This window comes from Myxococcus sp. AM011, from assembly GCF_013372595.1.
In the GTDB taxonomy this organism is placed as follows: Bacteria; Myxococcota; Myxococcia; order Myxococcales; family Myxococcaceae; genus Myxococcus; species Myxococcus eversor.
In genome coordinates, this window is record NZ_JABXEM010000224.1 from 1 (window position 1) to 20,250 (window position 20,250).

The 20,250-nt window shown below is 68.8% G+C and carries 12 protein-coding genes; 4 read left to right on the forward strand and 8 right to left on the reverse strand.

Annotated elements, in window-relative coordinates; all coding sequences use genetic code 11:
* Positions 1 to 22: 22 nt before the first annotated feature.
* Complete coding sequence (gene istA / locus HUW62_RS35080) at positions 23 to 964, reverse strand: IS21 family transposase (RefSeq protein WP_176436897.1); 942 nt, start codon at positions 962 to 964, stop codon at positions 23 to 25.
* 850 nt (positions 965 to 1,814) lie between these two features.
* Between istA and HUW62_RS35085 the strand changes: the two genes are divergently transcribed.
* The gene (locus HUW62_RS35085; RefSeq protein ID WP_176436898.1) at positions 1,815 to 2,276 is read left to right on the forward strand and encodes a hypothetical protein; all 462 of its coding nucleotides are present in this window, start codon (positions 1,815 to 1,817) and stop codon (positions 2,274 to 2,276) included.
* A gap of 615 nt (positions 2,277 to 2,891) precedes the next feature.
* Here the strand turns inward: HUW62_RS35085 and HUW62_RS35090 are convergent.
* A complete protein-coding gene (locus HUW62_RS35090; RefSeq protein ID WP_176436899.1) occupies positions 2,892 to 4,274 on the reverse strand; it encodes a hypothetical protein in 1,383 nt (460 codons plus the stop codon).
* Positions 4,275 to 4,338: 64 nt separating this feature from the next.
* Positions 4,339 to 6,270, reverse strand: coding sequence for a hypothetical protein (locus HUW62_RS35095; protein ID WP_176436900.1), 1,932 nt, complete (start codon positions 6,268 to 6,270; stop codon positions 4,339 to 4,341).
* Positions 6,271 to 6,525: 255 nt separating this feature from the next.
* On the opposite strand from HUW62_RS35095, the gene HUW62_RS35100 reads away from it, so the two are divergent.
* Both HUW62_RS35100 and HUW62_RS35105 read left to right on the forward strand, forming a co-directional pair.
* Positions 6,526 to 7,947 carry an OmpA family protein gene (locus HUW62_RS35100; RefSeq protein ID WP_163865862.1) on the forward strand — a complete coding sequence of 474 codons (1,422 nt, stop codon included), beginning with the start codon at positions 6,526 to 6,528 and terminating at the stop codon, positions 7,945 to 7,947.
* On the forward strand, positions 7,944 to 14,828 hold the full coding sequence (locus HUW62_RS35105; RefSeq protein WP_176436901.1) for an Ig-like domain-containing protein: 6,885 nt from the start codon (positions 7,944 to 7,946) through the stop codon (positions 14,826 to 14,828). Before HUW62_RS35100 ends, HUW62_RS35105 begins: the two co-directional genes overlap by 4 nt.
* A gap of 34 nt (positions 14,829 to 14,862) precedes the next feature.
* On the opposite strand, the gene HUW62_RS35110 is transcribed toward HUW62_RS35105, so the two are convergent.
* From HUW62_RS35110 to HUW62_RS35130, 5 genes are all read right to left on the reverse strand, one after another.
* Positions 14,863 to 15,495, reverse strand: coding sequence for a hypothetical protein (locus HUW62_RS35110; RefSeq protein WP_163868492.1), 633 nt, complete (start codon positions 15,493 to 15,495; stop codon positions 14,863 to 14,865).
* A 155-nt stretch (positions 15,496 to 15,650) separates the two neighbouring features.
* Positions 15,651 to 16,070 (reverse strand): STAS/SEC14 domain-containing protein, encoded by a 420-nt coding sequence (locus tag HUW62_RS35115; RefSeq protein ID WP_176436902.1) that lies wholly within the window; start codon positions 16,068 to 16,070, stop codon positions 15,651 to 15,653.
* Positions 16,071 to 16,216: 146 nt separating this feature from the next.
* Positions 16,217 to 16,900, reverse strand: a complete 684-nt coding sequence (locus tag HUW62_RS35120) for an ATP-binding protein (RefSeq protein ID WP_368670549.1) — start codon at positions 16,898 to 16,900, stop codon at positions 16,217 to 16,219.
* Positions 16,901 to 16,908: 8 nt separating this feature from the next.
* On the reverse strand, positions 16,909 to 17,193 hold the full coding sequence (locus HUW62_RS35125) for a hypothetical protein (protein ID WP_255203834.1): 285 nt from the start codon (positions 17,191 to 17,193) through the stop codon (positions 16,909 to 16,911).
* A gap of 287 nt (positions 17,194 to 17,480) precedes the next feature.
* Positions 17,481 to 18,317 carry a class II glutamine amidotransferase gene (locus tag HUW62_RS35130; protein ID WP_163868490.1) on the reverse strand — a complete coding sequence of 279 codons (837 nt, stop codon included), beginning with the start codon at positions 18,315 to 18,317 and terminating at the stop codon, positions 17,481 to 17,483.
* A 198-nt stretch (positions 18,318 to 18,515) separates the two neighbouring features.
* Between HUW62_RS35130 and dnaK the strand changes: the two genes are divergently transcribed.
* Entirely contained in the window at positions 18,516 to 20,123 is a 1,608-nt protein-coding gene (gene dnaK, locus HUW62_RS35135; RefSeq protein ID WP_163868489.1) for a molecular chaperone DnaK, read from the forward strand.
* Positions 20,124 to 20,250 lie beyond the last annotated feature (127 nt).

A 20,250-nucleotide genomic window follows, 5' to 3' on the forward strand; every position in this document is an offset into this window, starting at 1 on the left:
TGCTCGACACCGACTCCGCCAATCAGTAGGCCGCTCCCATCTCCGAGCGCGCTCGCTCACGCTCGCGCTCGGTGATGCCCATCAACCAGGCGGATTGCTCGTCCATCAACCAGCTCGCCTCGCAACACTGGCCATCTCGGCCCTTGAAGAAGTTGGACTGGACGTACTTGACGCCCGCTTCCACCTTGCCCTTCTTCTGGGGTGCGTACGGCGGTGTCGGGTCCACCTTGAAGCCATAGTGCCGAGCCACCTCCCGGTAGCTGCGATTGAGGGCGGACGGCTCGTCCGGGGTGAATGCCGCGCGCAGTACGGCGGCCTTCAGGTTGTCCGGTACCACCGTCTCCACCACGCCGCCCAACTGCTCGAAGGCGTCCACGTGCAGCCGCAGCCATGTCGGCAGCGACTGCTCGAAGACGACGTCGGCCACCAGGTAGCGGCTGTGCGCCAGCACCAGGACAAACACCCACGCCTTGCGCGCCACCTTCTGCCTGGGGCACAGCAGCTTGCCGACGTAGCCGAAGTCCACCTGTGCCACCTCTCCTGGCGCCGTCACGACGGGGATGGCCACGTCCTCGGCCCGGACACCTCGCGCCTTGCGCAGCTGTCGCACCATGCGCTTCACCGCCGAGGTGCTCGCCGCGAAGCCCTCCACCTCCAGCCGGAGCCTGTCGTGGATGGCGCGAGGCCCCAGTCCCTGGCCCAGCAGCGTCTCGACTCGTCCCTGCCAGGGCACCAGCGAGGATGTCTGCTGCGGTGACACCTTGGACGGCAGGTGCTCCTGCACCACTGCCTTGAGCGCTTCCAGCTCAGGCACCTCGTCAGCGCGTCCTTCCAGGACACCACCCGCCACGAGCGCCGCGCGATACGCCCTCTCCGTATTCGGCCCCATGCCCAACAGCCGGGCCACTTCGCGCGCACCCGTCCCCATGCGGTGCAACCGCACCAACTCTCTCAACCTGTCCATGTCGACTCTCCGGTAGCTCATCCGCGCGCGTCCCTGGGCGCACCGCGGGGGCGGTGCTCGTGGACTCGCGAGGATGCACGGGATGACGGGCCGGGTAGGCGCTCACCCCACCTGCCAGCCGCGTTTCTTTCAACTGTCTCAGGGGTGTGCGGACCGCCGTCCCGACTGCTCCGACTCAAGGTCCGCTTGGCCGACCCCGGGGCGATCCGCTTGGCCGACCCCGCTACGAACACCTTGGGTGACCCGCCTGCGATCCATTACCCCGGTCCGTTACACTCCAGCATGGCTGCATCTTCTGCACCGCGCCACTGCCTTGGCGCACTCGCCAGCCAAGCAGGCGACTGAGGATCAACTCGCTAAATGAGGGGATCCTTCAGGTGAGCGAGCCGAGGAGTTCGAGCGGGAGATCCTCGCCCCCCCCAATAGGGCGTCGGCAGCATTGAGTCACAACTCAAGCACTTCCAGCGTGCTGTCTTTGAAAAAGAGCAAGGAACTCCCCTATTTGAAGACGAACTGCGCAAGGCTTCGAGCGGCGTGCCCAAGCCGCTCGAAACGACGCTCCCAGCCGCGCCTCCAATGTCACCATCCGCACGCCCAGGGAGTCGAATTCCGTCACAAGTGGCGGTGCGTCACGTCGCGGTCACCACCGACGAGCACCGTCCCACCTACCGTCATCGGCCCAGCGGGCTCTTCAATCACACACCAGCCGATGAATACCTACCCAGCGAACAATAGTCTCCAGGCAAGACTTGGCATGCCAACAAACTTCCAAGCCACCAGGCCGCCCAATATGATAGACACGCAATACCGGTCAGGCCGACGGTTTCACTCCTTGCACGCGAGTCACAGCATGCAGCCAACCCGCATACTCATCACCATCCTCGCCCTCTCCACCTTTGCATGCGGAGAACTGGCAGACACTGCCAACAATCAGGAGCAAGAGCCAGGCATCAACAAGGCCAATCTTGACCCGAGCGATCCCCTTATCGGGAACTACTACCTCGGCACTGGCGGCGATCATTTCATCACCATTGACGGAAGTGGCGAGGGAACCACGACATCGCCGACATTGCCGTCGAGCTACTGCTGGGTCAATTCGCCCATCTATGCGGACCTTGAGTTCAGCCATATTGAGTTCGGCTGTGAGCGGATCTATACCGGACAGAAGTATTGGATGTGTAACACAACCCCCACGTGGACTCCCATCACCTTGAGGTTCATTGCCTATGGCGCCTGTGGCGGTACTGCCCCCTCTGCCTTTGTTGAGGTTGACTCAGTTGGCACCACTCATTGGATTTTCACCAAATACTGAGGCATGATTGAGGGCAGCGAGCCCTCTCCGAAAGCGGTGCGGCAGCAGGAAGCCTCGCGGCGCCACCTGCGTGGCGCTGGTCCCTGTATCAGGGATGATGGCAGCTCGGCTGACCGGCCGAGCTGCCCACTCAATGAGAGCGAGAGCAGGCGATTGCAGTGCCGTATATGGCTGCACTCAAAATGCAGTTTGCGAGAGCGTCCCAACGTACAGCAGGCCATGGGCGCCCAGGAGAGGTCCTGGACCATCCGGAAGTGAGGCGCCAAGCCAGGATTTCTCGCGAGCCACTGAGGTGGGTCTGCGGCCACGACGCGGCAAGAGAGGTCATATCCCGCGACAAGCTCACAGCCCCACCGTTGGCCAGAGGTGTAGCGGAACTCCGCGCGACGCGTCAACCGCAGGTCGGCCATCTTCGCGGCGCGCTCGTTGCCAACCGTGCCCGTGACGTCGAAGGCCACGACGGTGAGGAACAGTCCGGAGGCTCGCAGCGCGCAAACGCTGTCCAGCAAGTCCACCACCACCCAACTGCACTACTACGGGCCACGATTCGCACGAGCCGGCGCAGGTCCACGACAACCATTCGTCTTCCGAATCACCCTGCGGCTTGACGGCGCCTCACGCCCTGAGCGGGCCTCCAGGCACTGACGGTACCGGCGGCACAGGAGGCAGCGTCATCCGTGCCTCCAATGAATCGAGTGACGCACCGACGCTGCTCGCCACGCCGTCCACCTGGGACTTCATACCGGTGCGCGCCGTGGTGACCTGCTCCTCTGCGGAAGCACCCGCGGCCTCCATCTGTGCCTGGGCCGCCTGCGCCCCTGCGTCGACCTGTTGCTCCAGCGCGGGGAGCCGCTCCTTCACCTGGGACTTCACCGCGTCCACCTGAGCGGTCATCTGGTCCTGGATGGTCGTGACTTGCGCGACGGCCTGGTCCCTCGCGGTCCCCACCTGCGTGACAGCGGCGGACACCGCGGCATCCATCTGCGCGCTCGCGGGCTCCACCTGCGCGAGGACGGCCTGCTTCAGCGTGTCGACCTGCTGCACGAGCTGCTGCTGGAGCGTATCCACCTGCTGCAGGGCCTGGGTCTTCACCGTGTCCACCTGGGTGAGCACCTGCTCCTGGAGCGAGGACATCTGCGTCGCCATCTGCGAGGAGAACGTGCCGAGCTGCGTGGTGATTTGCGTCACCACCTGCGTGATGGCCTGCACCGCCGGAGTCACGAGCGGCTTGGGGAGGTTCGCCGCGGGAATCGCATCCAACAACGTGCTCACGCGCGTGAGCAGTGCCTCCAGCGAGCCGACGAGCGTCTGATACAGCGTCTGGAGTTGCTCCAGCACCGCGGGCAGCGGCGTGAAGAGCGCCAGCACCTGCTCCTTCACCGTGGCCAGCTGCGCGAGGACGGTCTCCAGCGTCGCGAGCGCGGTGTTGACCGCCTGTTGCAACGGTTCACGGATGGCGGCGACGGCGGCGACAGCGCCTTTCACCAGCGCATCCAGCGCCTCGCCCGCCTGGGTGATGATGCCTTCCACCTGCGCCTGGGCGGGCACCACGGCCTTCTCCACCGTCTCCACCTGCGCGAGCAGGGACTCGACCTGCCCGGACATCGTCGTCTCGAGCGTGCCCAGCGACGTCGCCGCGCCCTCCCGGCTCGTACGCAATGGCGCGCCCACGCTTCCCTCCAGCGCGGTCAACGAGGACGCCATCGACGCGGAGGCGCCATCCACCTGGGCGCGCAAGGGCGACAACTCCGCGCGCAACCGGGCCGCGTCCTCGTCGTCCTTTCGCGACGCCAGCTTCGCGTCCAGCGCGTCGATGCGCCCCAGGAGCGCCGCGAGCACGGGCTCCAGCTCGGGTCGAATCGACGTGATGAGGGCTTCGATGCCGCTCCCCACGGACTCGACGGCCGTGCGCGAGGAGCCCACGCGCGCCGTGCAGCCCGTCCCGCACGACTCCAGGTCGCCCCGAAGCTCCGTCAACGTGCCCAGCAATGCCTTCACGACTCGACCTCCCTTCGGCTCACTCGCGCCAATCGACGACGCCCAGACACCCGCGCCTCGCGCGTCACTTGAGTCGCTCCAACGCCGCGCGGGCCTCTGTCGCGGCGCCGTCCAGCGGAGCGGTGGTTCCATTGAGTCCCGACAGGGCGCCGTTGAGCGCGGCCCGCGTCTCCGCGACTTTCGCATCCACCGCCGCCTGCGCGGCCTCCAGCTTCGCCTGCGTCTCCGTCGTGGCGCCGTCCAGCTTCGCTTGCGAGGCACCCGCCGCCGTCTTGTACGCGGCGGTCGTCTCGCCCATGGCTCCACTCACTCCCGCCGTGAGGTCCGCGCGCGCCGTCTCGACTTGCGGCGAGACATCGTAGGTGGACTCGGCGGCGGCGACGCCGGTCTCCTCCTTCGTGCGGAACATCATCACGCCCTCGGCCATGCGCACCGTCTCGGTGTCCGGACCGGAGACTCTGCGCAAGTGCCACACGGGCTTCATGTCCTGGTAGTCGTGGACGATGGAGGTCTGACTGGTGTCGTTCTTCCCCAGCAGGATTCCGTCGCCCTGCCCGTCCTGTGGAAGCCGCGCGGCGTCCGCCCAGTCGAGGTGGCGGTGCAGCTCCGCCCGGTCGAAGTGCAGCTCCACCAGCACGCGCGCGTTCTTGTACGGCGGGAAGTAGAAGTGGCCAGGGAAGAAGCCCGGCTCGGCCGGCACGCTCACCGACTTGTTCCACAGCGGCACCGTCACACGCCACGTGAGCACCGAGGTCTTCTTGTCCTCCGACAGCAGGTAGATGCGGTCCTTCTCCCCGCCTCCGGGGCTGAGCACCTTGCCCTCGACGTGGATTGGATAGCGCGGCGTGCGATGCGCCGGCAGCGTCACCGTGGTGTCCGTCGTGCGCTCCACCAGGAGCGACATCTCCATGTCGAAGCCCGCGTCCGTGTTCTGCAACCCCGCGTGAGGCCCCTCGTCGAGCGACCGAGCCGAAAGCACCAGCTCCACCGAGCGGAGGTCCTCCCCCATCCCCACCGCCGCGCGGCCCCACAGCGCGCCCTCCAGCCGGATGCCCGCGCCGGGACTCACCGCGACGGTGGGGTAGTGGCCGAACGTGAGTCGCAGCCGCCGCTGGGGAACACGCAGTCGGGAGACCTCCAGCGTCTGCCGCTGCTCCATCTGGGAGACGATGGGCGTGCGCACCAGGTAGTCCTGATGGAGCCCCGCGACACCGACGGTCGCCGGGACCTCCAGCGTGGAGGACTGGAGCGCGGAGGCATTGAGGACGCGAGCCGCGTGCCGGGGCACGGGCGGCATCACCACCTCCACCCGCTCCACCTTCTCCCTCGACAGAGGCGCGGCCCTGGCCACGGGCGCCTTGCGGCCCAGGAACGCATAGCGGTCCTTCACGCTGTCATAGGTCCAGCTGCCGCCCCGGCTCGCCGCCAGCCAGGCGACGAAGTCGTGGAAGCCCACGCCCGGCGCGTCCTCCCCCAGCGCGAGACAGATGAGGGGCCGCTTCTCGTCGAGCACGTCCCAGTCGCAGTCCAGCGCGAAGGCCCCCGCCGTGTGCTCCGTCAGCAGGGCCGCGAGCGTGGTGTCCGTGCGCAGCTCGGTGGGACGGTGCTGACGCCAGAGCACCCGGGCGGCGTCCTCGAACTCCACCGTGTAGCGCCGGAAGCGCACCTCCGCCCCCGCCACCGGGCCGTGCGTCCGCGCCTCCAGTCCCCGGGCACGCGCCAGTCCATGGAGCTTGAGCGGCTCTGGAGGCGTCGTCGGAACGGGGTAGCCCCCCTTGATGATGGAGAGCTTCACGTCCAGGAGGTCCTGGGTGGAGAAGGCGGTGAAGAGGGCCGCGTCGTCCTTCTCCAGTCCGGTCCAGAAGCTCACCGAGGCGGTGAAGCCGTGCGGCAGGAGCTGGATGGAGAAGGCCTCCACCTGTCCCCCGGGAATGACGAACGTCTGCCCGCCCTGGGTCAGCGTGAGGGACAGCGCGAGTCGTTCCTGGAAGGCCATGCGTCCCGCGTGCACTTGCCCGTTCCGTGCCAGCCCCAAGCCGGCCCCGTGGCCCTGGAATCCGCCGCTCCGCGTCCTCGTTGCGGTCCATGGGGACGCAACCGCGTTCCACCGGCACGCATGGCGGGGCCCCACCTGGGTTGCTTACGACGCAGCGGCCTTGGTACGTGCCTTGCTCTCAGCCTCAACCCGGCGCGTGTCCGCGGGCTGTCTCCCGCATGAACCCCTTTGTCTGTCACGTGCCATGGGACGCGGATGAGCGGTTGGTGCGCCAGGTGGCTGCGGAGATGGACGCTGGCGGCGCTGCTGCTGGCGCAGGTGGCTCGCGCCCAGGAGCCAGCGGCCCTTCCAGCGTTCACCCTGGAGCGCCTGGAGGTGAATCCAGGCCCGGGTCCCCTGGCGACGGGCGGCGGCACCGTGCTCCGCGACGGTGAACTGCGGGTGATGGTGCTCGGTCACTACCAGCACGCGCCGCTGACCTTGAACGCCAAGGGGGAGAACATCCCCCTCTTGCGCAGTCGCTCGACGGCGGTGTTCGTCATGGGTTGGGGCCTGAGCTCCCGGCTCCAGCTCGACGTCCGGCTGCCCGTGCTGACCCAGCGCGAGGGTGATGACACGCTCTCACAGGGAGTGATTGCCCCCACGCGACATGGCGTCGGCGCTCCCCGCGTGGGAGCGCGCGTGGGCATCTTGCGCACGGAGGACGACGACTCCGTGGACCTGGCCGCCGACGTGGGGGTCTTCCTCCCCCTGGGCACGCAGGGCGCGCTGGCGCGCGAATCGGAGACGAGCCTCCTCGCGAAGATGATGGTGGGAGGAAGGCTGGGCACCAACTTCGCACCCTCCTTCGAGCTGGGCGTGCTGCTGCGCCCCACCGCGGTCATCCAGGTCCCCACGCTGGAGTCGCGTGAGCTGGGCAGCGAGCTTCGGATTGGCGCGGGGTTGATGACGGTGGGCTCGCCCCTGCGGGCGGAGCTGGCGCTCAACGCGGGCCTTTCCTGGAAGCAGGCGCGGGGCGCGGTGGAGCTGTTGGGAGGCGGGCGCTATGCGCCTCGGGAAGGCGTGGAGCTGTTCGCGCTCGCCGGCCTGGGCTTCGGCGCGGAGCCGGGCATCCCCCTCTTCCGGCTGCTCGCGGGCGTCTCCTTCTCGTACATGCTGGGTGAGGACTCGAGGCCGGACACGGACACGAGCATCGTCCACGAGTCGGTGCCCCTGCCCACGCCGACGAGGCGCGCGAGCGAGTTCCAGAGCGAGATGGGTTCGATGATTCCGGGCCCAGGAGAGATGTCGCCCATCGCGAACGTGTCGAGGGACCGCTTCGTGCTCGAGGGCAAGGTGTACTTCAGGTCGGGCAGCACGGAGCTGCCCGCCGAGTCCGCCGACCTGGACCGCGCCGTGGAGATGCTGCTCACGAATCCCGCGGTGAAGATGATGACGGTCGACGGTCATACGGATGACTCGACCGCGGAGACGTTCAATCCCCGCCTGGGCCGCGGTCGCGCCGAGGCGGTGTGGCGCTACCTCGTGGAACACGGGGTGGCCCCCAACAAGCTGCGGCTCCGGAGCTACGGCCCGGAACATCCCGCTCAAAGCAACAGCACCCCCGAGGGCCGAGAGCGAAACCGCCGGGTCGAGCTCCTCCTCATGCTGCCGACAACCCAGGAAGCCTCGCCATGAAAACATCGGGATGGATGCACCTTCTGACCTGCGCCCTGGCGCTGGTCGCGCTTCCCGCATTCGCCGAGGCGGATGTCTTCGGGCTCGGCGCCGGGCGTGACGAGACGCTGACCGTCCAGGCGCACGAGAGCCGGGTCATCAACAGCTATGCCGCGGTGACGGCGCCGCTGAACAAGGGAGACCACGAGCTTCGAGTCGACGCCGCCGAGGGCTTCGAGGCGGGTGACCTGGTGATGGTGTTGCAGACCGTGGGTGTCGGTCCCGTGCGGGCCTCGTCCGTGGCCACGTTCACCTTTGGTCCTCGGGAGCAGAGCCCCGAGGGCGTCTGGGAGCTGGCGCGCGTGGCTCGGGTGCGCGGAGGCCTGTTGACGTTGACCCGGCCCCTGCTGAACGACTTCGTGCCCTTCTCCACGCAGGTCATCCGAGTCCCTGAGTACACGAGCGTCACCATCCATCCCACGGGCGAGCTGAAGGCCCGGAGCTGGAATGGGACCTCCGGTGGCGTAGTGGCCTTCCTGGCCTCCGGGACGCTGCACAACGGCGGCATCATCACCGCGAGCGGCGCGCTGCTGCGTCGGCAGCCCTTGGGGGATGGTGGTGTCGTCTTCTTCCGGGCGCGCAGGCTCACGGGCGCGGGACGCATCGAAGCCAATGGACAGGCGATGCCGTGGGACTTGGGCACCGAGGGCGGTGGCGAAGGAGGAAGCATCTCCGCGCGGCTCGTGGAGAGCGCCGAGTGCGAGGCGTTGATGGCCCAGGGCGGGCCCGGGACTCCCTCGGAGTCCTTCGGCATCGGCGAGGGATTCGGCCCCGGAGCGGGTGGCAAGGTGCTGCTCCAGGCGGGCACGCTGACGGGCTGCCCTGTCCGCGTGACGGGCGGAGAAAACGCTTCCGGCAATGCCGGCACGAGCGTGGGTGAGCCAGGTGACGCCACGCTGGTGGAGCACGCGCTCATCATTCCGAGGACGCCGGCCATCACCACGCCCGGCGACGGCCAGTCGATGCTGGCTCCGACGCCGGTCATCACGGGCACGGGAGATCCCGGCGCCACGGTCTTCCTGCGCATGGGCAACGTGGAGCGCCCCGCCACGCCGGAGCAGGAGCTCCCCGCCACGCAGGTGGGGGCCTCTGGAGACTTCTCCGTCCGTGTGCCGAAGGACCTGGATGACGGCATCTACTCGCTCACCGCCCACGCCGAGTTCGAGGGGCTGAGCAGCCTTTCGAGCGACCCTGTCTATTTCACCGTGGAGGCCCTGGCGCCTCCCCTCGTGCCGGTGATTCTGACGCCGACCGAGGGCGCCGCCGTGGGCACCGCCGGTACGGGCTTCTCCGGCACCGCCGAGGCCGAGAGCACGGTGGATGTCCTGCTGGATGGCGTCCCCTACGCCAGCATCGAGGCGAGCGTCACCGGAACGTGGTCGCTGCCGACGGACCTTGAGCTCGAGGAGGGGGCTCATACGCTGACCGTCACCGCCACCGACGCGGACAGCGAGACGAGTCCCGTCGCGGAGCGCCATTTCACGGTGGACACGACAGCGCCCGCCGCTCCCACGATTACGACGCCTGCTTCGGGCGCCGTGGTGGGCACCGCCGGCACGGGCTTCTCCGGCACCGCCGAGAGCCTGAGCTCCGTGACGGTCCTCGTCGATGGCACCAGCGTCGGCACCACTCAGGCCTCCGCCACCGGCGCCTGGTCCCTTCCCACGAACACCTCGCTCGCCGAGGGCTCGCGCACGATGAGCGTCACAGCCACCGACGCCGCTGGCAACACGAGCACCGCCGCGCAGCGCACCTTCACCGTGGACAAGACCGCTCCCACCGCACCCACGATTACGACGCCTGCCTCGGGCGCCGTGGTGGGCACCGCCGGCACGGGCTTCTCTGGCACCGCCGAGAACCTGAGCTCCGTCACGGTCCTCGTGGATGGCACCAGCGTCGGCACCATTCAGGCGAGTGCCACCGGCGCCTGGTCCTTGCCCACGAATACCTCGCTCGCCGAGGGCTCGCGCACGATGAGCGTCACGGCCACCGACGCCGCCGGCAACACGAGCACCGCCGCGCAGCGCACCTTCACCGTGGACAAGACCGCTCCCACCCTTCCCACGATTACGACGCCCGCCTCGGGCGCCGTGGTGGGCACCGCCGGCACGGGCTTCTCTGGCACCGCCGAGAATCTGAGCTCCGTCACGGTCCTCGTCGATGGCACCAGCGTCGGCACCATTCAGGCCTCCGCCACCGGCGCCTGGTCCTTGCCCACGAACACCTCGCTCGCCGAGGGCTCGCGCACGATGAGCGTCACAGCCACCGACGCCGCTGGCAACACGAGCACCGCCGCGCAGCGCACCTTCACCGTGGACAAGACCGCTCCCACAGCTCCGGTGATTCAGACCCCGGCCGAAGGTGACACGGTGGGCGCGACCGGGACGGACTACACGGGCACCGCCGAGAACCTGAGCACCGTGACGGTCCGCGTGGACGGAGCTCCCGTAGGGACCACCCAGGCGGGCAGCGACGGGCGATGGACCGTCCCCGCCGTCAGCACCCTGAGCGAAGGAGCGCACACGGTGACGGCCACCGCCACCGACACCGCTGGCAACATCAGCCCTGTCGCGTCGAATGACTTCACCGTGGATGCGACGGCGCCCGCGGCTCCCACCATTACGACGCCCGCCTCGGGCGCAGTGGTGGGCGCGGCTGGCACCGGCTTCTCCGGCACGGCCGAGAACCGGAGCTTCATCACCGCCCGGCTGGATGGCGCCATCGTCGGCACCACCCAGGCCTCCGCCGCAGGGGCCTGGTCCCTGCCGACGAGCACGTCCTTCACCGAGGGCCCCCACACCCTGAGCGTCACGGCCACCGACGCCGCCGGCAACGCGAGCGCCGCCACGGAGCGCACCTTCACCGTGGACACGGGCAAGCCCGCCGTGCCCGTGATTCTGACGCCCGCCTCCGGCGCCGTGGTCGGCTCTGCCGGCACGGGCTTCACCGGCACCGCGGAGAACCTGAGCACCGTGACGGTTCGCGTGGATGGCGCCACCGTCGGCACGCCCACCGCGAGTGCCACCGGCGCCTGGTCGGTGCCCGTTCAGACGGGCTTCACCCATGGGGCCCACACCGTGACGGTCACCGCCACCGATGCCGCTGGCAACACGAGCACCGCGGCGGAGCGCACCTTCACCGTGGACATCGTGGCGCCCTCCCCGCCGGTCATCCTGACGCCGAATCCCGAGACGGTGGTCGGTCCCGCCGGCACGGACTTCACCGGCACCGCCGAAGCGAACAGCACCGTGAATGTCAGCGTTGACGGAAGCGCCGTCGGCACCGTCCAGGCGAGCTCCACCGGGACGTGGTCGCTGCCCGTGAGGACGGGCTTCGCCAACGGCACCCGCACGGTGTCCGCCACCGCCACGGACCCGACGGGCAACACGAGCCAGCCCGCGGTCGTCAGCTTCACCGTGGACGTGACACCGCCCGCCACGCCGGTCATCCAGACTCCGAATCCCCTCGTGGTGGTGGGAACGACGGGGACTGGCTTCTCCGGCACCGCCGAGGCCCTGAGCACCGTCAGGGTCCGCGTGGATGGCAACCTCGTCGGCACCAGCCAGGCCAGCGCCGGTGGGGCCTGGTTGCTCGCGCCCCAGACGGGCTTCACCCATGGAACGCACACGGTGACGGCCACCGCCACCGACGTGCTGGGCAACGTCAGCGTCGCCGCGGAGAGCAGCTTCACCGTGGACATCGTCGCTCCCGCGGTCCCCGTCATCGTGACGCCGGCCGAGGGCGCCATCGTCGGTCCCGCTGGAACAACCTTCTCTGGCACCGCCGAGAACCTGAGCACCGTGAAGGTCAGCGTGGATGGCACGCTCGTCGGCACCGCCGAGGCCAGCGCCACGGGTGCCTGGTCCCTGCCCACCCAGACGGGGTTCACGAATGGCAGTCACACGGTGACGGCCACCGCCACTGACGCCGCGAACAACACGAGCGGCGCCGCGAGCCGAGGCTTCGTCGTGGACATCACCGCCCCCGCCGCGCCCGTCATCCTGGTCCCAACGGAAGGCGCCTTGGTGGGCGCCGTGGGTACGGCCATCTCCGGGACCGCGGAGAACCTGAGCACGGTGAAGGTCAGCGTGGATGGCACCGCCGTCGGCACTGTCCAGGCCAGCGCCACCGGAACGTGGGAGCTGCCCGTCAGCACGAGCTTCACCCACGGCGCTCACACGGTGACGGCCACCGCCACCGACACGCTGGGCAACGTCAGCACCGTCGCGGAGCGCCGCTTCACCGTGGACATCGTCGCGCCCGCCGCCCCCGCCATCGTCACGCCGAGCCCCAGCGTCGTGGTGGGCCCCTCGGGCACGACGTTCTCCGGCACCGCCGAGAACCTGAGCACCGTGACGGTCCGCGTGGATGGCACCACCGTCGGAAACACCCAGGCCTCCGCCACCGGGGTCTGGTCCCTGCCCACGCAGAGTGGCTTCACGGATGGGCAGCACACCGTGACGGCCACCGCCACCGATGCCGCGAACAACACCAGCGCCGTCACGACCTCCACCTTCACCGTGGATATCACCGCGCCCGCCGCCCCCGTCATCCAGACGCCCAATCCCACCACCGTGGTGGGCCCCGCGGGCACGGCCTTCTCGGGCACCGCCGAGCCCCGGAGCATCGTCCGCGTCCATGTCGACGGCGTCGTCACCGGGTCCGCGACCACCACCACCGAGGGGGCCTGGTCGCTCCCGGTCCGCACGGGCTTCACCGCGGGCACGCATGCGGTGACGGCCACCGCCACCGACGCGCTGAACAACACGAGCGTCGCCGCGGAGACGAGCTTCACCGTGGACCTGTCGGCGCCCGCCGCGCCGGTCATCCTGACGCCCAATCCCGACACGGTGGTGGGCCAGGACGGGACGGGCTTCTCCGGCACCGCCGAGCCCCGCAGCACCGTGAATGTCACCGTGGATGGGGACCTGGTCGGCACCGCCACGGCGAGCGCCAGCGGCAACTGGTCGCTGCCCACGCGACGGGGCTTCACGGATGGCACCCACCTGGTGTCCGCCACCGCCACGGACCCCGCGAACAACACCAGCTCAGCCACGGAGGTCCGCTTCACCGTGGACGTGACAGCCCCTGCCGCCCCCGCGATCCTGACCCCCACTTCGGGCATCCTGGTGGGCCAGGCTGGAACGGGCTTCTCGGGCACCGCCGAGCGACAGAGCACGGTCAAGCTCCTCATCAACGAGAGCGTGTTCGCCACGGCGGTGACGGGCGCCAACGGACAGTGGCTCGTGCCTGTCATCACCACGCTGGCCAACGGCATCCACACCGTGACGGCCACCGCCACGGATGCCGCGAGCAACGTGAGCGCCGCCTCCACGGGCATCGACATCACCGTGGACACCCTCGCCCCCGTGATTCCCACCCTCACCACTCCGCTCGCCGAGGCCGTGCTGCCCTCGCAGCGCCCTGACTTCGTCGGCACCACCGAGGCGGGCGCCCGGGTGAGCATCTTCATCGACAGCGCCTTGTCGGGCACCGTGACGGCGACGAGCTCCGGCAACTGGACCTTCGCCCCCGCGACGGCGCTATCCGAGCGGCGGCACGACGTGCAGGTCAGGGCCACCGACCTCGCCGGCAACGTGGGAGACCTGTCGTCCGCGAGGGCCTTCCGCGTGGACGTGACGCCTCCCACCACGGTGGTCACCGAGCCGGTCCAGAACGCGACGCTCACCACCGCCAGGCCTCGAATCGCCGGGACGGCGGAGGCGGACAGCACCGTCTTCATCACCATGGATGGAACCAGGCTGCCGGGAGTCATCGTGGATGGCGCGGGCAGTTGGGCCTACGAGCCTCCCCAGGCCCTCGCCCACGGGCGGCACGACATCCAGGTGCAGGCAACGGACCTCGCCGGCAACCAGGGGCCTCGCATCGCGCGCTCCTTCACGCTCGACCTGGTGCTCCCGAGCGAGCCCGGGCTGGTGGCTCCCGCGAATGCCTCGCTCGTGAACACGCGCACGCCGCTCATCCGCGGCACCGCCCAGCAGAACTGCATCCTCACCGTGCGCCTGGATGGCCTGCCCCAGGACCAGAAGCCCGTCGTCGACAGCGCGGGTGAGTGGAAGTTCACGCCCGCGACGGGCCTGACGGATGGGCTCCACCTGGTCAGCGCCTACTGCACGGACGCCTTCGGCCGGGCCAGCACCGAGTCCGGCTCCCACGCCTTCACCGTGGACACCACGGCGCCCGCGGCCCCGCTCGTCGTCACGCCCACGGCCGAGGCCATCGTCGGGCCGGGCTTCAACACCATCACCGGCACGGCGGAGCCGGGGACCACACTCACCGCGAGCCTCAATGGCCTGACAGTGGGGACGACGCAGGCCAACGAGCGCGGCGAGTGGGCGGTGCAGATTGGACTGGCCATCATCTCCGGTCCGCAGAACCTGCTGGTCTGGGCCACGGACGTGGCGGGCAACACCGGAGTCTCGTCCACGCCTCGCGCCTTCGTCGTGGACGTCCTCCCGCCGACCACCACCCTGAGCGGCGGACCCAAGGGAACCAGCACGCTCTCCGAGGTCACCTTCACCCTGACCACCTCGGAGCCCGTCGCCAGCTTCAAGTGCACGCTGGACGGCGTGGACCTGGAGGTCTGCGAGAATCCGCTCACCGTCCGCTCGCTGTCGGAGGGCCCCCACACGCTGGATGTGCTGGCGACGGACTTCGCGGGGAACGTGCAGCTCGTCGCCGCCCATCACCAGTGGAACGTCATCCGTCCCAGCCTCGTGGAGGGCGGTGGCGTGGGCTGCTCCAGCACCGCGGGCGCCTTCCCGCTCGGCCTCGTCTGGCTGGCGTGGGTGGGCATTGTCGGACTGCGCCGTCGGCGGTGAGGCGACATCCTCACCGCCGAGGCGGGGCCTCACGTCACTGGATGGTGAACGAGCCCACGTAGAGGTTGTTCCAGGCCAGGGGGCCGAGGTTGCCGTTGTAGTACCAGCCGGAGTTCAGGAAGACGCCGATGAACCAGAACGACGAGTAGACGTAGTACGTGCCCGGCACCAGCTCGTAGGTGGTGGCGGTGGTCTGGTTGATGACGCAGTTGTCATGCGAGTGGGGGGTCTGGTGCGTCTTCACCAGCTGCCCCTGCGCGTTGTAGATGTAGAAGTTCGCCTTGCTGCTGGGCGCGACGACGCCGTGGAAGGTGAGCGTCCCGCCCTGGCTGAGCGGGCTGAGGAAGCTCACCGCCGTGTAGCTGGACTGCCGGCACTTGTCCTCCGGGCGACCTCCGCTCAAGGGGTACTGCGGCACGTTCGCGGGGATGGAGACGGGCGGCGTGGAGTTCTGCGCGGTGTTGATGGTGACGGGCGTGCTGGTGGGGCCACAGCCGCCGCAGCCGCCGCCCGGCTCCTCCTCTTCACCGGGCAGGGGCATGGGCGGGAGCGGCGAGCGCGCCGTCTCCTCGTGGGTGTCGGGCGTGGACTCCGGGAACGGCCCGCCGCAAGCGGATAGCAGCGTCGCGAGGCACAGCGTGGCAACGGCCGAAAGCATCAGCTTCATGGATGTCATCTCCGGACTGGAACCTGGCGCGACCATCGCGCCAAGACGCGGTCAGGGTCGGCGGACCCGCCCATTCCCCCCACGTCGTGCCAGGGGGTCGGCACCCCGGGATTTTCTTTGCATTCCCGGGCGGAGATTTCTTCGCGCCCCCCGCTTCAGGAGGCCTGGACGGCTCCTGGCACCGAGCGCCGGGCGGCCACCCAGCTCCGGGCCTCCTCCTCCGTGTCCACCATGCCGAACGAAGCGCCTTGCGTCCGCCCCAGCAGGCCCGAGGGCGTGCCCATCATGCTGGCCATGGTGCGCAGCGCGAAGCTCGCGCCAAAGATGACGATGCCCGCGTAGGGCATCACCTCTGGCGTCTCGCTCAACGCCTTGCGTGCCTCCAGGGAGATGCTCGACCCGCGGCGCGCATCACAGAGAAGGTAGAGCCGGGGCTGGGCCACCATCAGCTCGCGCCCCACTCCACACAGCGCCTGGATGAGCTTGAGGTCGAACACCCCGACCTGGACCAGTCGGACGAAGTCGGGCGACTCGAACCACATCTTGCTGTCACCGAACGTCCACATGCGGACCATGATGTGTCTCCTCGATGAACTCGGAAGCGGTCAGCGCCGCGGCGGGGGCCATGGCCCGGCGAGTCCACCGCCAGGAGCGTGTACGGCCCGTCGACGCGCACCACCACGCCGTCGCCGTTCTCCACCTCGCCCACCTTGGGGCGACGTCACAACCACACCTCGAACTCCACCTGGGTGCCGGTGGTGCCTGTGTTCACCTCGAACTTGTCCGACAGCCGCTTCACACCCAGCAGGCCCAGGCCCATGCCCGTCTTGCTCCGGTAGGTGCCAGACAGCACGCGCTCCAACTCGGGGATGCCCCGCCCCAGGTCCTCCGCGCGAACGCGCAACAACTTGCGCGGCGCCTGCACGGGGATGAGCTGGATGGTGCCGCCACCCGCGTAGGAGATTTGATTGCGCGCCAGCTCGCTCACCGCCGTCGCGACCTTCTGGCACTCGTAGCCTCGCCCGCCCATCGCCTCGCACAGCGCGCGCGCCGCGAGCCTCGCGTGGCTGGCATCCGCCTCCGTGCGCACCAGATACGTGGTGGGCCGCGCATCCATCGCCATGGGCAACACGGAGACCGCGGTCGGCTCACGCGCGTTCAGCCCCGAGGGAACGCTGTCCGTCGTGGTGAGGGCTCGAAGGCGGGCGACCAGGTCCGGACGACGGGCCGGGTCCACGAAGTAACGCGAGGCGGGCTCCAGCGCTTCGATGACGCGCGGCAGCTCCACCGCGCCCAGCGCGTCCGCCGACAGCCGCAGCGACTCCAGCGTTCCTCGAAGCACGAGCCGCGCGGCGGTCTCGGGCATGAAGTGCCGCAAGACGCCCAGCAGCTCTGCACTCGTCACGCCCCGACTCACCACGGTCTCCTTGCTTCCTTCTTCAAGCGCTTGCGCGCGAATACGTCCAGACCGCCGCCCTCGCGATTGGAGACCCGGACCTCATCGGTCAGCCTCCGCACCGCCGCGCCTCCTTCACCCAGGCTCTCGCTCGGCAACGGCTCCGGACGTCCCTCTCGGCCCAGGAAGAGCCGCTCCGGCATCCCCGGCCCCCGAGCCAACGCGCGGATGCACAGCCAGGCGGGGTGACGGACGACCACGGACAACCAGGACTCCAGCGCGGCGCTCGTGGGCAGTGGCAACGGCAAAAGTCAATCCAGGAGTAAATCCCGTGGAATAAAGCCAGCATGAGGCAATAATTTCGCGGGGATTGTAAAGCGATTCACGAAGCACCCATGAAATCCGCTTCGGTTTCCCGAAAGAGACGTCTAAAATTCCGGGTTTTTTCGTTTTACTCGCGCGCTTCACCTGCTTGCGCCGGGAAGCTCCGGGAATCCGTCGCTCTGGCGCCGTCGTCCCCGCGAGCCACGGGGCGGGAACTACCCACGCGAAGTGCGTGGGCGTTCAACCAGGAAAGCGCCTTTCGAGCTCAGCCGCCGTTGAGCAGTTGCACCTGGAGGTCCATCCCCACGGCGAGGGTGGTGGCGCGAGGCAGCTCCACCCAACTGCCGGGGCGCTTCAGGTGACTGGCGACGACGACGGTGCGGCGGCGGCGGTGGGCGCCCACCGCGGGCTGGGACTCGGAGGAGCTGGCCGTCACGCCGCAGGGCTCGCACTCCGCGCCGCCTTCGAGTCGAGAGTAATACAGCGGCTCCTCGCCGAAGCGGCAGGCCACGAGGACGGCGCCGTTGGTGGCGACGAGGTTGAGCGTGGAGGCGCGGGGGATGCCCGCGTCCACGGAGCGCTTGATGACCTCGCGCGCGGTGTCCGCCAGCAGGCGACCGGCGACGTGCGCCTCCAGCCTCGGGTCATCGGTGCGCCCCACGTCGCGCAGCTGGCGCAGGAAGAGGGCGAACAGCACCTCGCTGTCCGTCGCGCCGTGTACCTGACGCTGCAGGTGCTCCGGCAGCGAGGCCAGCAGGGAGGCACGCAGTTCGTCGAAGCCACTCACACTGCCCTGGTGGGCGAACAGCCAGCGGCGCGAGCGGAACGGCTGGGTGTTCTCTTCCAGCGACTGGCCCACGGGGAGCCGGCTGGCATGGAACAGCAGGGCCTCCGACTCGCCCGGTGGGGCGAGCCCCACGAGCGAAGGTTCACCTTCCGCGCTGGAGAAGCGGCGCAGGAGGACCTCGTCCTGGGCGTAGGCTCCCACCCCCACCGCGTTGGCGCGAGGCTCCGTCTGTACGAGCACCTGCTCGGCGAGCCGGTGGAGCTCGCACCTGAGCAGGTTCGGGTCTGACGTGAGGGCTGCGAGGACGACGGACATGAGGGAGAACTCCTTTGCTTCATAGATAATGACGTCGCCTCCCCCCCTCAAGCCAGCGGGCACGCCCCCTTGCCTCTTCGCTAAGTGCTTGAAATGGCTGGGCTTTACATTGATCGAACATTGACACGTCTTCCGGAGGCTCCTAACCTCCGGGCGCTTCACCGACGGCCTCGGGCTAGACCCTTCACCGGAGATGGAATGTCGGACGACATCGCAATCGGCATCGACCTTGGCACGTCGTACTCGTGCGTGTCGGTGGTCCAGGATGGCCAGCCCATCGTCATCCCCAACGAGTGGGGAGAGACGACGCACGCCTCCTGCGTGTCCTTCCTCGAGGATGGCTCGGTGCTGGTGGGCAACGCGGCCAAGAAGAACATCATCACCAGCCCCGAGACGACGGTGTACTCCGCCAAGCGTCTCATCGGTCGCTACTACTTCTCCGACGAGGTGAAGAAGGCGCAGGCGGTGATGCCGTACCGCATCGTCGAGGGCGAGAACAACTCGGTGCGAATCGGCGTGCGCGAGCGCGCGTACTCGCTGCCGGAAATCTCCGCGCTGGTGCTCAAGGAGATGAAGGCCGTCGCGGAGACATACCTGGGACGTGAGGTGACCAAGGCCGTCGTGACGGTCCCCGCGTACTTCAACGACAACCAGCGGCAGGCCACCAAGGACGCGGGACGCATCGCCGGGCTGGAGGTGCTGCGCATCCTCAACGAGCCCACGGCGGCGGCGCTGGCGTACGGCTTCGGCCGGGACGTCAACCAGCGCGTCGTCGTCTACGATCTGGGCGGCGGCACGTTCGACGTGTCCATCCTGGAGATCGGCAAGGACGTCTTCGAGGTGCTCGCGACGGCGGGCGACACGTACCTGGGCGGCGACGACTTCGACGACCGCATCATGACGTGGCTGGCGGACGACTTCCTGAACAAGACGCGGCTGGATTTGCGGCAGAACAAGTTCTGCCTCCAGATGCTGAAGGAGGCCGCGGAGAAGGCGAAGATCGACGTGGGGCAGACGGGCTCCGCGGACATCCTGTGCGCGGGCATCTGCCAGGACGCGCAGGGCAACGTGATGGACCTGCGCCACACGCTGAACCAGGACCAGTTCAACCGGATGGTGATGGACCTGGTGCAGCGCACGTTCAAGGTCTGCGACGAGGCGCTGCAGAGCGCGCGACTGACGGCGGCGGACATCGACGCGGTCATCCTGGTGGGCGGGCCCACGCGGCTGCCCATCATCCGCAACTCCGTGAAGCACTACTTCCAGAAGGCTCCGCTGGAGGGCATCAACCCCGACCAGGTCGTGGCCATGGGCGCGGCGCTCCAGTCGCATGCGCTGCTGGACAGCAGGACGGAGACGTTCCTGGTGGACGTCACGCCGCTGACGCTGCGCATCGGCACGGTGGGCGGATACACCGAGAAGATCATCGACAAGAACACGCCGGTGCCCATCGACCGCTCGAAGGCGTTCACCACCAGCCGCGACGGGCAGGAGAAGGTGAAGATTCGCGTGTATCAGGGCGAGTCCAACCGGGCCGACGAGTGCGAGATGCTCGGTGAGTTCGAGTTCGCGGGCTTCCGCATCGGCTATCGCGGCGAGGTGAAGATTGAGGTCACCTTCGAGATCAACACCGACGGACTGGTGAACGTGTCCGCGTGCGACACGGAGACGGGACAGAAGACGTCGACGACCATCACCCTGTCGTCTGGCATGTCGGAGGACGACATCCAGAAGTCCATCCAGTCGAACCGCAGCACGCGCCTGGCTGGACACACCAACAACGACCTGCCCGCCGTGGCCCAGTAGACGAGCGCGATGTCCGAGCCTACCGATCCCAGCTCTGGCAAGCCGCCGGGAAGCCCTCCCGGGACACCGGCGGCTCCCGCGCGTCCCGCCATTCCGAGGATGACGGCCGCCACGCCGGGCCCCGTCG